This window comes from Adhaeribacter sp. (assembly GCF_057359045.1).
Genome location: NZ_JBMQUD010000044.1, coordinates 57,852 through 71,430, shown reverse-complemented (window position 1 = coordinate 71,430; position 13,579 = coordinate 57,852). Strand labels below are relative to the sequence as shown.

Annotated in this window: 12 protein-coding genes and 1 pseudogene; 7 read left to right on the top strand and 6 right to left on the bottom strand. The window is 43.2% G+C overall.

The window, feature by feature from the left end; genetic code table 11:
* From ACO1R6_RS08260 to gldC, 7 genes and pseudogenes are all read left to right on the top strand, one after another.
* A pseudogene (locus ACO1R6_RS08260) lies at positions 1–166 on the top strand (short-chain dehydrogenase); the annotation flags it as partial.
* Between the two features lie 273 nt (positions 167–439).
* Entirely contained in the window at positions 440–1,147 is a 708-nt protein-coding gene (locus ACO1R6_RS08255) for an SDR family oxidoreductase (RefSeq protein WP_486263809.1), read from the top strand.
* A gap of 48 nt (positions 1,148–1,195) precedes the next feature.
* A complete protein-coding gene (gldA, locus tag ACO1R6_RS08250) occupies positions 1,196–2,110 on the top strand; it encodes a gliding motility-associated ABC transporter ATP-binding subunit GldA (RefSeq protein WP_486263807.1) in 915 nt (304 codons plus the stop codon).
* A 99-nt stretch (positions 2,111–2,209) separates the two neighbouring features.
* A complete protein-coding gene (gldF, locus tag ACO1R6_RS08245) occupies positions 2,210–2,938 on the top strand; it encodes a gliding motility-associated ABC transporter permease subunit GldF (RefSeq protein ID WP_486263806.1) in 729 nt (242 codons plus the stop codon).
* Positions 2,932–4,632 carry a gliding motility-associated ABC transporter substrate-binding protein GldG gene (gene gldG, locus ACO1R6_RS08240; RefSeq protein ID WP_486263804.1) on the top strand — a complete coding sequence of 567 codons (1,701 nt, stop codon included), beginning with the start codon at positions 2,932–2,934 and terminating at the stop codon, positions 4,630–4,632. The genes gldF and gldG overlap by 7 nt, the downstream gene beginning before the upstream one ends.
* 357 nt (positions 4,633–4,989) lie before the next feature.
* Positions 4,990–6,114, top strand: a complete 1,125-nt coding sequence (dnaN, locus tag ACO1R6_RS08235; RefSeq protein WP_486263802.1) for a DNA polymerase III subunit beta — start codon at positions 4,990–4,992, stop codon at positions 6,112–6,114.
* 124 nt (positions 6,115–6,238) lie between these two features.
* Complete coding sequence (gene gldC, locus ACO1R6_RS08230) at positions 6,239–6,568, top strand: gliding motility protein GldC (RefSeq protein ID WP_486263800.1); 330 nt, start codon at positions 6,239–6,241, stop codon at positions 6,566–6,568.
* Between the two features lie 221 nt (positions 6,569–6,789).
* Here the strand turns inward: gldC and ACO1R6_RS08225 are convergent, their stop codons facing one another.
* From ACO1R6_RS08225 to ACO1R6_RS08200, 6 genes are all read right to left on the bottom strand, one after another.
* A complete protein-coding gene (locus ACO1R6_RS08225) occupies positions 6,790–7,272 on the bottom strand; it encodes a hypothetical protein (RefSeq protein ID WP_486263798.1) in 483 nt (160 codons plus the stop codon).
* A gap of 160 nt (positions 7,273–7,432) precedes the next feature.
* Complete coding sequence (dcd, locus tag ACO1R6_RS08220) at positions 7,433–7,969, bottom strand: dCTP deaminase (RefSeq protein ID WP_486263796.1); 537 nt, start codon at positions 7,967–7,969, stop codon at positions 7,433–7,435.
* An 86-nt stretch (positions 7,970–8,055) separates the two neighbouring features.
* The gene (gene hemL / locus ACO1R6_RS08215) at positions 8,056–9,363 is read right to left on the bottom strand and encodes a glutamate-1-semialdehyde 2,1-aminomutase (RefSeq protein ID WP_486263794.1); all 1,308 of its coding nucleotides are present in this window, start codon (positions 9,361–9,363) and stop codon (positions 8,056–8,058) included.
* Between the two features lie 18 nt (positions 9,364–9,381).
* Positions 9,382–11,082 carry an ABC transporter substrate-binding protein gene (locus tag ACO1R6_RS08210; protein ID WP_486263792.1) on the bottom strand — a complete coding sequence of 567 codons (1,701 nt, stop codon included), beginning with the start codon at positions 11,080–11,082 and terminating at the stop codon, positions 9,382–9,384.
* A 7-nt stretch (positions 11,083–11,089) separates the two neighbouring features.
* Positions 11,090–12,619: a glutamine-hydrolyzing GMP synthase gene (guaA, locus tag ACO1R6_RS08205; protein ID WP_486263790.1), complete on the bottom strand. Its 1,530-nt coding sequence runs from the start codon at positions 12,617–12,619 to the stop codon at positions 11,090–11,092.
* A 246-nt stretch (positions 12,620–12,865) separates the two neighbouring features.
* Positions 12,866–13,336: a hypothetical protein gene (locus ACO1R6_RS08200; RefSeq protein WP_486263788.1), complete on the bottom strand. Its 471-nt coding sequence runs from the start codon at positions 13,334–13,336 to the stop codon at positions 12,866–12,868.
* Between the last annotated feature and the right edge of the window lie 243 nt (positions 13,337–13,579).

Below are 13,579 nucleotides of genomic sequence, written 5' to 3'. Positions count from 1 at the left end.
GGGGGCAACTTTAACTGCTAGTTGGGAAGGCGTAGATTTGCCACCAGAGCGGTTCATGAAAGCCGAAGACGTTGCGGCAGCTATTAGCAATGCCTATTGTATGTCGGCCAGTACCGTGGTAGAAGAAATATTAATCCGGCCTCAATTAGGCGATATTGAAAGCTGATGGTTAAAAGTGATTATTTAATAAATTGACTATATTATCCTGATAATTAACAGTTAACAGTTTAAAATTATTTGCTATAGTTAATCTGAAGCAATGTGGATTTTAGCTATTGTTTTGAAACCTAATTTTATTAGCATCTAGATTCAAACCAAATAAATGCGTAGTTAAGCTAATAGATAAAATCTATAAAGGCAGTATGCCGCAACAAAATTTAGGCTGGCTTATTAACTTTACCCGACTTAAACTAACCTGAACCTTTTTAAAAATAAAACGATGAATCTGGAAAATAAATTAATTGTAATTACCGGGGTGAGCAGTGGTATTGGCTTGGCTACCGTAAAAGCTTGTTTAGAAAGTGGTGCCATAGTGGCAGGATGGGGCAGGCGGTCCGCACCAGTAGACCACCCCAATTATTTCTTTATAAAAACCGACGTACGGGACCAGCAAGCCGTAACACAGGCGCACCAGGAAACCATAGATAAAGCCGGTATGCCGGTAGCAGTTCTGGTAAATAATGCCGGTTTAGGCAAACAAGGTTTACTCGAAGAACAAACCACAGAAGATTGGCACCTCATGTTCGATACCAATGTACACGGTTTGTATTATTGCACCAGGGCCGTACTGCCCGGCATGAAACAGCAGGAGTATGGCCATATTGTTAATATTTCGTCGATAGCGGGGTTAATGGCTTCCGAAACCCTGGCCGGTTATTGTGCTACTAAATTTGCAGTGCGGGGTATGTCGCAGGCCCTGTACAAAGAAGTGCGCGATTTTGGAGTAAAAGTAAGTTGTATCTACCCTGGTTCGGTAAATACCGAATTTTTCCAGAATTTCGATAATAAAACTTCGCCCGAAAACATGATGCAACCCGAAGATATTGCTTCTACCATCATGCACGTATTGCAATCGCCACCCAACTACCACCACGTAGATATAGAAGTAAGACCTTTAATGCCGAAAGGAAAACGTAAAGTTCAGTAAAATTTCACCTATATTTGCACGTTTTGAGGTATTAACCTAAAAATGTAAATGTCGGTAGAGGTAAAAAATTTAACCAAAATTTTCGGGAGCCAGCGGGCGGTCGATAATATTTCGTTTCAGGTAGGCAAAGGGCAAATATTAGGTTTCCTGGGGCCTAACGGAGCGGGTAAATCTACCACCATGAAAATTGCTACCTGTTATTTGCCGCCTTCGGCAGGTACGGTTATGATTAACGGTTACGATGTTACCGAAGCCCCCATTGCCGTAAGGCGGCAGGTTGGTTATTTGCCCGAGCACAACCCGCTCTACCTCGATATGTACGTGAAAGAATATCTGCAATTTGCCGGTTCGGTACAGGGCTTGCGGGGGAGTAATTTAACACGGCGCATCCAGGAAATGGTGCAACTCTGCGGGCTTACGCAGGAGCAAGGTAAAAAGATCGGGTCTTTGTCTAAAGGCTATCGGCAACGGGTGGGATTGGCACAAGCTATTATTCACGACCCTGAAGTTTTGATTTTAGACGAGCCAACTACCGGTCTGGATCCTAACCAGATAAGCGAAATACGACAGGTGATAAAAAATATTGGTCAGGAAAAAACGGTAATATTTTCGACGCACATTATGCAGGAAGTTACGGCCATTTGCGACCGCGTAGTAATTATAAACCAGGGCCGGGTAGCCGCCGATAGCGAAGTAGCCACTTTAAACAGCATAAATAAAGCCGAAGTTATAACCGTGGCCGAATTTGAAAGCCAGATTGACCCGGCATTATTTAGCGCTATTCCGGCCATAATAGCGGTTGAGCCGCTGCCCTATAATCGTTACCGGTTACGGTCGGAGCGGGGTAAAGATATACGGGCGGCAGTATTTAATTTAGCGGCCTCGCACAACTGGAGCCTGATTGGTTTACGTCAGGAAGAAAACTCCCTGGAAAATATTTTCCGGCAACTAACGAGTAAATAAATTAGAAATTAAAATCAGAAATTATGAATTAGTTTTGAAATAAACTTCAAAAGGCTGATTCATTTCTACCTCATAATTTCTAATTCATAATGACAAAATATGTTTGCAATTCTGCAAAAAGAAGTAAATAGTTTTCTTAATTCAATGATAGCCTATATTGTTATCGGGGTTTTCCTGGTAGCCATTGGGTTGTTTATGTGGGTTTTTCCGGAAACCAGTGTGCTGGAATACGGTTATGCCGATATGCAAACTTTGTTTGTAATGGCTCCCTGGATTTTTTTGTTCCTGATTCCCGCTATTACCATGCGAACCTTTTCCGAAGAGAAAAAAGGCGGCACCTTAGAGCTTTTGCTAACCAAACCCATCACCGATTTACAATTATTAACTGGTAAATATCTGGCTTGCCTCTTATTGGCTTTGCTGGCATTACTACCTACTTTGCTCTATTACTACAGCATTTATGCCTTGGGTAACCCGGTGGGCAATATAGATTCGGCAGCGGTAACGGGGTCTTATATCGGATTGCTGTTTTTAGCCGCTATATTTACGGCCATTGGAGTCTTTGCTTCGGCCATAACCGAAAACCAGATTATTGCTTTTATTCTGGCGGTGGTGCTTTGTTTTCTGGTTTATACAGGTTTCGATTATATCGCATCTATTGAGATGGGAGGGAATATGTCTTACGTAATCAGTTCTTTAGGTATATCTTTTCACTATAACGCTTTAAGTAAAGGCTTAATTGATTCTCGCGATGTTCTTTACTTTCTTAGTGTAATCGGTTTGTTTTTATTTGCCACTAAATTAGTCCTGGAGAGCCGGAAATGGTAGCAGAAAACAAGCCGCAATTTACATCCCGTAAAAAGAAAGATATTACTTGGTTTTTGGTTGCTGCCGTTGTAATTGTGCTCCTGAATATAGTTTTGGCCAATTATTATTTCCGGATAGATTTAACCCAGGATAAACGCTACACCATTGCCCCGGTAACCAAAAGGCTTTTAGCCAATCTGCAAAAAGATGTAACCGTAGATGTTTACCTCGCCGGCGAATTTCCCGGTCGGTTCCGGCGGTTACAGAATGCCGTACGGGAAATGTTAGAAGAGTTTAGAATTTATTCCGATGAACGGGTAACTTTTAACTTTATTGATCCCAGCGCGAACCCTGATCCTGAAAAGCGGAATAAATATTATGAGCAACTGGCGCTTAAAGGAATTCAGCCTACCAATTTAACGGCCAATGAAGGCGACAAGCGCGTAGAAAAGTTAATTTTTCCGGGCGGAATTGTCTCGAGCCAGGGCAAGGAGGTACCGGTTCAGTTTTTACGCGGCAACCAAGCGGCCGGAGCCGATGAACGGTTAAACCAGTCGATAGAAGGCTTGGAGTTTGAATTGGCTGCTGCCATCCGGCAACTTACCCAAACCCGTAAAAAAAGAATTGGCTACCTGGAAGGGCACGGCGAATTAAATATTCTCGAGACTGCCGACTTAATTTCGACGCTGCAAAAGAATTACGATGTATTTCGGGTTGATTTAAACAAAGTAGCCGACTTAAATGCGTTGGACGGCGTAATAATTGCCAAACCGTTGCTTAAGTATTCGGAGTCAGAAAAGTATAAGCTCGACCAGTTTATCCTGGCTGGTGGCAAAGCCATGTTTTTCATCGATCCGGTTAATATTTCGCTGGATAGCCTCCGGACCGAAGGAACCGTAGCTTTGCCTTTAGACCAAAACTTGCAGGATTTATTGTTTACTTACGGGGTAAGGCTAAACGCTAACTTGGTACAGGATATCAATGCCGGCCAGATTCCTTTGGTGGTAGGAATGATGGGCAATCAGCCCCAGACCCAACTGGTAAACTGGCGTTATTACCCGGTAATAAATGGTTTTAACAAACACCCAATAACGCGTAATTTAGATGCCCTGTACGGAAAATTTGTGAGTAACATAGATACAGTAAGGGCCCGAGGCATTAAAAAAACGCCTTTAATTGCTACTTCGCCGTTCTCCAAGGTTACGCAAACGCCGGCAAGCGTTAGTTTAGATGAAGCACGGATACCGCCTGATCCTAAAGAATTTAAATCTGGTCCACAGGTGCTGGCTTATTTGTTAGAAGGGCAATTTAAATCGGTTTTCGCTAACCGGCCTATACCCAATGGTATTGTAGAAAAAGGAGCCCGTAAACCGAATAAACCTTCGCAAATTATGGTAGTCTCGGATGGTGATTTAGTCCGGAACGATGTTAACCCCAAAACACAGCAACCTTACCGACTCGGTTTCGACCGCTACTCGGGCGCTACTTTTGCCAACCGCGACTTTGTTACCAATGCCGTAGATTACCTGCTCGACGAATCTAACCTAATTTCGTTGCGGTCGAAAGAAATTAAGATACGGCCTTTGAACCGCGTAAAAGTTGCCGAAGAAAAGCAATATTGGCAACTGTTTAATATTGGTTTGCCATTGATGATATTAGTTATTTTTGGCGTAGCGCGGTATTACTTACGTCGGCGTAAATACGCTGGAGTTTAAATTAAATTATAAAGAGTTTTACGCTAATAGAATATTTTCTGCAGGATAGTTTTGATAAAATATTCAGCATTGAAATTAATATATTAATTTAGGCAATTGTTAATCCGTATTGTAGCCCCGACTCAATTTGGTATTTAAAACAAGATAAAGCGCAAACGGGAAAATATCCGGTAAATATTCATTAGGTAGTTAGCAGAATTAATTCCTTTTCTCGCTTAATTGTTTTAATATTTTCATAAATTAACCTAATTTGCTTCAGCATTAATGAGGCGGTTAAGCGGTGGCTTGGGCGCAATTGCCTTTAAATTAATAATCCCTTTAAACAGATTAACTTACAAATATAAACGACTGATCGGCATGAAATTTATTGTATCGTCTTCGGCATTATTAAAACAGCTCCAGGGCATAAATGGCGTTATAACCAATAATCCGGTGGTTCCTATACTCGAAAATTTTCTTTTTGAGATTAACGAAGGAACGCTTACCATTACCGCCAGCGATTTGGAAACTTCCATGATTACCGAAATGCCGGTGGAGGCGAAAGAAAATGGCCGAATTGCCGCTCCGGCGCGTATCTTACTCGATACGCTGAAGAATTTGCCCGACCAGCCGGTTACCTTCACCATCGACGAAGAAACGTATACCATTGAGCTCAGCTCGGCCAACGGACGTTATAAATTATCCGGCGAGAACGCAACGGATTTCCCGCGGGTGCCGGTGGTAAGAGGTAGTAATACCATTGAAGTGCCATCTAATTTATTGGCCCGCGCTATTAACAAAACCATTTTTGCCGTAAGCACCGACGAACTCCGGCCTGCCATGACCGGTATTTTTGTGCAACTGAACGAAGACAATATTACCTTTGTGGCCACCGATGGTCATCGGTTATTGCGGTACCGCCGTTTTGATGTTTCTACCGGCAATACCGCATCTATTATTATTCCCCGGAAAGCCTTTAATCTGTTAAAAGCTACTTTGCCTTCTGAGGCAACTACGGTGCGGGTTGAGTTTAATACCTCTAATGCGTTTTTCAGCTTTGAAAATGTACGGATGGTTTGCCGCCTGATTGATGAACGCTATCCGGATTATGAAAACGTGATTCCGGCAAAAAATCCGAATAAACTGGTAATTGACCGCTACGATTTACTCAGCTCAATTAAGCGTATTTCGATTTATTCAAATAAAACTACCCACCAGGTACGTTTACGCATTGCTGGCAGCGAATTACACGTATCGGCTGAGGACCTGGATTTCTCGAACGAAGCGAACGAAAGATTGTCTTGCCAGTACGATGGCGAAGATATGGAAATTGGTTTTAATGCCCGTTTCCTGATTGAAATGCTAAACAATATCGATGCCGACGAAATATCGTTGGAGCTATCTACGCCTAACCGGGCCGGGTTGTTAATGCCATCTACCAACGACGATAACGAAAATATTTTAATGCTGGTTATGCCGGTAATGTTAAACAACTACGTTTAAGATTTATAAAATCAGTAATAAGAAAGGGAAGGGCACTTCCCTTTTTTTATGCCCATAATTGGCGAAAGACAATACAATTAGCGCCTAATTATTTACCTTTGCGCAAAAATCAAATAAAACAGACATGAACAAATCAGAGATATATTTTAGTGTTGCCCTGGATGACCAGAATGTGCCCGAAGCCATCAGCTGGCGGGCTACCGATGCCGGGGAGCAAATTCATTTTGCCAAAGCCATAAATATTGCTTTGTGGGACCGCAACCAGGAGGGTACCATGAAAATGGATTTATGGACCAAAGATATGCCCGTAGACGAAATGAAGCACTTTTACCTGGATACTATTGGTTCGATGGCCCAAACCATCATGACGGCCACCGGCGATGAAGTAATGGCTAAAAAACTACGAGACCTTTGCGATGATATAAGCAAGCATTTAGAGCAACAGGGGCAATAATATTTAATGTGCTGATATGCTAATGTGCTTATTGCATAAATAACATCTTTGAAAATGGATGAAGATTCCATAAAGTGAAATTTACAAGCAGCAACAGACAATTAAAATGTCAGCTTCTAAATATTGATTATTTAGTTTAGCTATTGTTGGTGCAACGTAACTAAAAAGCCTCCCGAAGTTTATTTTCGGGAGGCTTTTTAGTTATCTCATCAGCACATTTATTATTTGCTATCGTCTGGTCTAAGTACAGCCGTATTCCGGTTAACCACCGGAGCAACTTTTTCACCTACCGGGAGAGCCGGCTTTTGATTTTTACCGGTAATGGTAGGCTCGGCACCAATTTGGGCCGCAAAGTCTTTATCATATTTATAATATTTGTTCCGGGAACTGTAGTAAGAACTATATTGATCCGAACTTAAAAAGTTTTCGAGCTCGCTGTCGCGTTCTTTACAAATACCTCTACAGTTTTTATCTACCAGAGCCGGATTATGCGCGTTTTTCTGCTCCTCAGCTATCATTTTACTTACCTTATCCAGGTTAATTTCTCTTACCCGATTAGCCTGGAAGTTATTCAGGCGCAATTCCCGGATCATTTGGTCAGATAAGCGGTTAGCACGTTCTTCAGCCGTACCCTGCTTGTCTTGGGCTAAGGCACTAAAAACCGAAGCAAAAACCAGACAGGACATTACAATTATCTTTTTCATATCTTTTTCCGTTATTGGTTACTAGCCCACTTTTCTCGTTTCTATAACAAAGTTTAAGCCGGAAAAGTTGGTTCTGTTCTTTTTTAATACGAAAAATATTGCCTTATTTCCTTTCAGTTTAAAGGTATTAATATGATTTTACTAAGATAATAGTCGCTAACTACCATTGGTTTTTCCACATCATGGATTCTACCGGCTTGGTAGTGCGGGCATTATACTTCGCCGATGATTTTTTATTATATAAATTTTCGATATCGCCTTTTACCTCAAAATAGATTAACTGGCCAATGGGCATGCCGTGGTAAACTCTTACGGGTTGCGTAACCGATATTTCCAGAGTCCAGGTGTTGCAGAAGCCTACATCGCCTTTGCCGGCAGTCGCATGAATATCAATACCTAAGCGGCCAACACTTGATTTCCCCTCCAGAAATGGTACCTGCGCATGCGATTCGGTATATTCTTCGGTTACGCCCAGGTAAAGGGTTTTGGGCTGAAGCACATAACCTTCGGCAGGAATTTCGAACACTTCTATTTCGTTGTGTTTGCGCGCGTCAATAATTTCGTCTTTATAAGTGGCTAAGTACTTACCCAAGTGCACATCGTAGGAGTTGGTGCCCAAACAGGCCCGGCTAAAAGGTTCTATCACAATATTGCCTTTTTCCATTTGGGCCAATATTTCCTTATCCGTCAGAATCATAAAAGTTAAGCTAAATTTTGTAAAAGTAAAGGTAATAAAAAATCCGCCCACGGGCGGATTTAGTTATGGCTTGAATATTTATTAGTTTATAAATAAGCTTTTAGTTCTTTTAAGGCTTCGAGGTTGGCTGCCAAATATTTATCTGCCATTTCGTCGGTAATAGCGGTAGAAATAAACAAGGTTTCGTATTGCGATGGGGCCAGGTAAATGCCTTGCCGCAACATACTGTTAAAATAATGCCCGAATAATTTTAGGTTAGAGGTTTTGGCCGAATCAAAATCGGTTACCGGCTGACGGGTAAAGAAAATACTAAGCATAGAACCTACGTGGTTGATGGTGTAATTTAACCCTACCTGCTCCAGGTTTGCGCGCATGCCGTAAACCAGCTTATCCGAAATGTTTTCTAAATAACCGTACACCTCGTCGTGCTCATTTAAGTAAGTAAGCATGCGCAGGCCAGCCGCCATTGCTACCGGGTTCCCCGATAAAGTGCCCGCCTGGTAAACCGGACCCGCCGGCGCCACGGTGTCCATTATCTCTTTCCGGCCGCCGTAAGCGCCCACCGGAAATCCACCACCAATTATTTTACCCAAAGTAGTCATGTCGGGCATTACCCCAAAACGCTCCTGGGCACCACCTTTGGCTAATCGGAAACCCGTCATTACTTCATCAAAAATCAGGATAATATTTTCTTTGGTGCAAATATCACGCAGTCCTTGTAAAAAGCCTTCGGCCGGTACAACCAAACCCATATTACCGGCCACGGGTTCTACTATTATGGCGGCAATCTGGCCGGGAGCGGCATCTATGGCGGCCTGTACGGCTACTAAATTATTATAAGGTACGGTAATGGTATCTTGGGCGGTGCCTTTGGTAATACCCGGACTATCGGGTACGCCTAACGTAATAGCGCCACTGCCCGCCGCAATTAAGAAGGAATCGCCGTGGCCGTGGTAGCAGCCTTCGAATTTTATTATTTTATCGCGGCCAGTATAACCCCGCGCTACCCGAATAGCCGACATGGTGGCTTCGGTGCCGGAGTTTACCATGCGTACTTTCTCAACGGAAGGCACCATGTTTATGATGAGTTCGGCCATTTCTACCTCACGGCGGGTAGGCGCACCAAACGAGAAAGAATCGGGCAGTACTTTGCTTACTGCTTCTTGCACCATTTCGCAGGCGTGCCCCAGAATCATAGGGCCCCACGAGTTAATCAAATCGAGGTAGGCATTGCCATCTTCGTCGTAAAGATGCGCGCCCTTGGCCGATTGAATGAATATTGGGTTACCACCAACAGCCCGGAAAGCCCGCACCGGCGAATTTACCCCACCCGGAATTGAATTTTGGGCGCGCTGGAAGAGCTCCAGGCTAACTTTATTATTTAATTCGTTCATGAAATTTACCTAAGCTGATTATTTAAAAACCGGATTAACCACATTTAGTTGCTGGTTATCTAATTTTAGGATAGGAATATATTGGTTATCGTGCTCAGTCTGGAAGCCAATACCCTGAAAAAACGCCCCGGAAATGGCACCTTCCGTAGACAAGGTGCTGTTAAAATGGGCTCCGTGCCGGGCCAGAATGTTGCCAAAGTAATATAGCAGCTCAAAGCCGGTATAGCTGTGGTAAGAAGGCGGAATGTTAAAACGTTCTTTGTAATCTTTCCGGAAAGCCCTAACCTGCGGTAAGGCAGTATCTACGTATTTCGGCGAAATAAAATAGATTTCCTGATCGTCTAACTGATTTAGGCTTAATTGGCTTATATCTAACCACGATGCGTAGGTGATTACCGGAATTTTAGTAGATAAACGCTCGAGGGTGCTCATGGTATTAACGGCTACCGACATGCTGTTGGAAGCAACCATTAAATGGCCAATCGCAGAAAAATCTATACTGGATAATAAGCCCGAAGCCGTGCTGGTAGGGCTTACCGCTTTTATGGTTAATATTTTTCCGCCTCTTTTCTCGTATTGCAACCGGTAAGCACGGGCAAATTCCAGGCCGTCGTTGGTGTTATCGTATACCAATACCGCAGTTTTAGGCGTAAAATTATCAAAAGCATAATCGGCACTCCGGCGGGCTTGCGTAATAAAAGAACTTTGGTATAAATACAGGTAAGGATTATTTTTAACCAAACTGGCATCTTCCGATAAAGGATTGATAGCTACAATTTGGTGTTCCTGGGCAAATTTGGAAATTAATCTATTAGCCGATTTGTAAACCGGCCCGATTATTAAATCCATGGTGGCCAGTTCGGGCAATTTTAAAATTGCTTTTACCTGGTTGGTATCGGCCGGCGCATCGTACGTAAATAAATTTAAGTTAATGTTGTTTTTGGCTAAGGAATCTTTTGCCATTAACATGCCGGCGTATAAATCTATAGCAAATTTATTTTTGCGTGCCGCCTGGCTGCGGGGTTCGTTCAGGCCGAAAGGTAAAAGTACAGCCACATTGTAATCGCTTTTACGCGCAGCCGCCAGGTTTTTTTCGGAATATTTTTTCTTATCGAGTTTAAACTTAGAAACAATATTTTCCAGGGTTCCTTTGTCGGCGGGGGTGTACCAGCCGCTGGCTAATTTATCGGCGTAAGCAACAGCTACTTCCCTGTCTTCGGAAAATTGCGCCTGCAGGCTAGCCAAAGTTTCTTTTTCGGTTACCCGCGACAAATACAGTTGCTTCATGGCGGCCTTGTCTTTATCAAAAGCGTTATCTTCCAACTCCGCTAATAAAGTCATGGCTTTGGCGTGCTCTTTTTGTTCAAACGCAATGGCGGCGCCCACGTACCGCGCCTCATTAATATTGGGCCAGTTTGGGAATTGCTGCAGTAGCTGATTTATACGGCCGCTGGCTTCGCGCACCCGTTTGGCATTAAGGGCTGCCACGCTGTACAGGTAAAGCGCCTGCGGTAAATTCTTATAACTTTTATCGGCATTTACAACCGGTACAAACTCGGCCATGGCCAGCTCGTACTTTTGCTGGTCGAGGAGTAAGCGGCCGTTCTGGAGTTTGTTATCGTATTCGCGGGCCGATTGGCCCCATACCGTAATCGGCAGCAATACCCATAACAAACTCCAAACCGACTTTTTAAAAAAATAACGCGGGGTTAGCTTCATGTTTTAATTATTCCCATTCAATGGTAGCCGGTGGTTTAGAGCTAATGTCGTAAACTACCCGGTTTACGCCTTTTACTTTATTAATGATTTGGTTAGATACATTGGCTAAAAACTCATACGGTAAATGTGCCCAGTCGGCTGTCATGCCGTCTACGCTGGTAACGGCCCGCAAGCTAACAACGTTTTCGTAGGTCCGTTCGTCGCCCATAACCCCAACGGTACGGATAGGCAGCAAAATGGCGCCAGCCTGCCAAACCTGGTCGTATAAGCCGGTTTTACGTAATTGCTGAATAAATATATGATCAACTTCCTGCAAAATAGCTACTTTTTGCGGGGTAATGTCGCCGATAATCCGGATCGCCAAACCCGGGCCGGGGAAAGGGTGACGGCTAAGAATCAGGTCGTCTATTTTTAACGTTTTACCTACCAACCTAACTTCATCTTTAAATAAAGCTTTTAGCGGCTCCACTACTTTTAATTTCATAAAATCGGGCAAACCGCCCACGTTGTGATGCGATTTAATGGTAGCCGATGGGCCTTTAACCGAAACCGATTCAATAACATCGGGGTAAATGGTGCCCTGAGCCAACCATTTTACATCGGTAAGCTGGTGGGCTTCTTCGTCGAAAACCTCAATAAATACGCGGCCAATAGCCTTGCGTTTTTCTTCGGGGTCGGTTAAACCGGTAAGGGCCTGGTAGAAACTATCGCGGGCATTTACGCCTTTTACATTTAAACCCATGTGCTTATACGATTCCAGAACGGTCTCAAATTCGTCTTTCCGGAGTAAACCGTTATCGACAAAAATGCAATACAGGTTTTTACCGATGGCCTGGTGAATGAGCATGGCCGCTACCGACGAGTCTACGCCGCCCGATAAACCCAGTACCACTTTATCATTGCCAATTTGGTTTTGCAGATCGGCTACAGTGGTTTCAATAAATTGGTCGGGGGTCCAGTTTTGGGAGCAACCACAAATATGCACCACAAAATTGCGTAATACCGTTTTACCCTCGGTGGTGTGGGTTACTTCCGGATGAAACTGAATACCATACGTTTCTTCGTCGCTTATTTTGTAGGCCGCAACGGCCACCGAATCGGTACTAGAAATAATTTCGAAATTGGCTGGCAGTTGTTTAATGGTATCGCCGTGCGACATCCAAACCTGGGAGCCAATGGTAATTTCTTTTAATAACCGATTGGTGGCATGTACTTCACTCAGCATAGCCCGGCCGTATTCCCGGATGGTAGAAGGTAAAACTTCGCCGCCGTTGGCGTGGGCTAATAACTGGGCACCGTAGCAAACACCTAAAACCGGTACCTGCCCACGATACTCGCTAATATCCGGGCTGGGGTGGTCGGCATCGCGTACGGAGCAGGGGCTACCCGACAGGATAAGGCCTTTTACATCCGGCGTGAAATCCGGTAATTTGTTATAAGGATAAATTTCGCAGTAAACATTTAACTCGCGCACCCGCCGGGCAATTAACTGGGTATATTGCGAGCCAAAATCGAGGATTAAGATTTTCTCTGGCATGCGCAAAATTAAGCACAGATTTTGTGGGATTAAAGTATTTCGCTGAATCTTTTCCGGAAAAGAAATTTTACCATGCTTCTGGCCCGCTAAAGCAAAATTGCGGTAAAATATTTATACCGCTTTTTCAATTAATGTTCGCTTATTAAACTACACGGATAAAACTGCTTGGAATATAACCCTAAGGAAAAAATAATGTTTTTGTTATTCGGGTGAGTTGGCTTACAAAAGAATGGGTAATGGCTTTGATTATTTCGAAGTAGATTTTATTTTTTCCGAAGCATTCCGGAACTCTGGGTAACTAATGCGGCCAAATTCCTGATCGTAGAGCTGAAATCCGCTGGCTTTAAAATGCAGTTCGCCGGCCTCCACTGAACTGAGGTAAGAACTACAATATAAAATAAAGCCTTCCTTGAGGGGACTTTTATTTTCTTCTCGGTTTCTGAGTTCTATACCCTGCACCAATAATCCCCGAGAAAATATTTTATCTACATCCAAAATGGGGGTGCGTTGTTCTTGTTTTTGGCTGTAACTTAAAAAAAATAGTTGGTGGCAACCGGTTAACACCAGGTTAAGGTTGTGAGAATTGGGCAATAAATAAGTAGCTACCGAGGCTACCAACTGCAGCCTTAAAATATCGTTGCTGAAAGAAAAATGAGTGATTTGGCTACCCTGAAGACGAATGAAAAGATCTTCTAATAAAAATAGGTCTTCGTTCATGTTTGTTTTATAGATAGGGGATTAAAGTTGATTGCTATTTACGGGTTTAGCGCAATCTAAAGTTTTAGAATTTAACATTTTTATTCGCGTTTGGTTTACGTAGCTCACGGGTGAAAGCATTATTTAATTTACTGAATGACAAATATTTTTATTCGGGTTAGTTATTGGCAGCGCAGCACTCAATATAGAGCAGCGGTGGGAGGCAGGCCATGGTTGCGGAAAGAAGCGGCGTTAAAACCAGGC

Coding starts and splice junctions, on each gene's coding strand:
- dnaN (WP_486263802.1), top strand. CDS start 4,990: ATGAAATTTATTGTATCGTCTTCGGCATTATTAAAACAGCTCCAGGGC.
- gldF (WP_486263806.1), top strand. CDS start 2,210: ATGTTTGCAATTCTGCAAAAAGAAGTAAATAGTTTTCTTAATTCAATG.
- ACO1R6_RS08200 (WP_486263788.1), bottom strand. CDS start 13,336: ATGAACGAAGACCTATTTTTATTAGAAGATCTTTTCATTCGTCTTCAG.
- ACO1R6_RS08210 (WP_486263792.1), bottom strand. CDS start 11,082: ATGAAGCTAACCCCGCGTTATTTTTTTAAAAAGTCGGTTTGGAGTTTG.
- hemL (WP_486263794.1), bottom strand. CDS start 9,363: ATGAACGAATTAAATAATAAAGTTAGCCTGGAGCTCTTCCAGCGCGCC.
- gldG (WP_486263804.1), top strand. CDS start 2,932: ATGGTAGCAGAAAACAAGCCGCAATTTACATCCCGTAAAAAGAAAGAT.
- gldC (WP_486263800.1), top strand. CDS start 6,239: ATGAACAAATCAGAGATATATTTTAGTGTTGCCCTGGATGACCAGAAT.
- dcd (WP_486263796.1), bottom strand. CDS start 7,969: ATGATTCTGACGGATAAGGAAATATTGGCCCAAATGGAAAAAGGCAAT.
- ACO1R6_RS08255 (WP_486263809.1), top strand. CDS start 440: ATGAATCTGGAAAATAAATTAATTGTAATTACCGGGGTGAGCAGTGGT.
- guaA (WP_486263790.1), bottom strand. CDS start 12,619: ATGCCAGAGAAAATCTTAATCCTCGATTTTGGCTCGCAATATACCCAG.
- gldA (WP_486263807.1), top strand. CDS start 1,196: ATGTCGGTAGAGGTAAAAAATTTAACCAAAATTTTCGGGAGCCAGCGG.
- ACO1R6_RS08225 (WP_486263798.1), bottom strand. CDS start 7,272: ATGAAAAAGATAATTGTAATGTCCTGTCTGGTTTTTGCTTCGGTTTTT.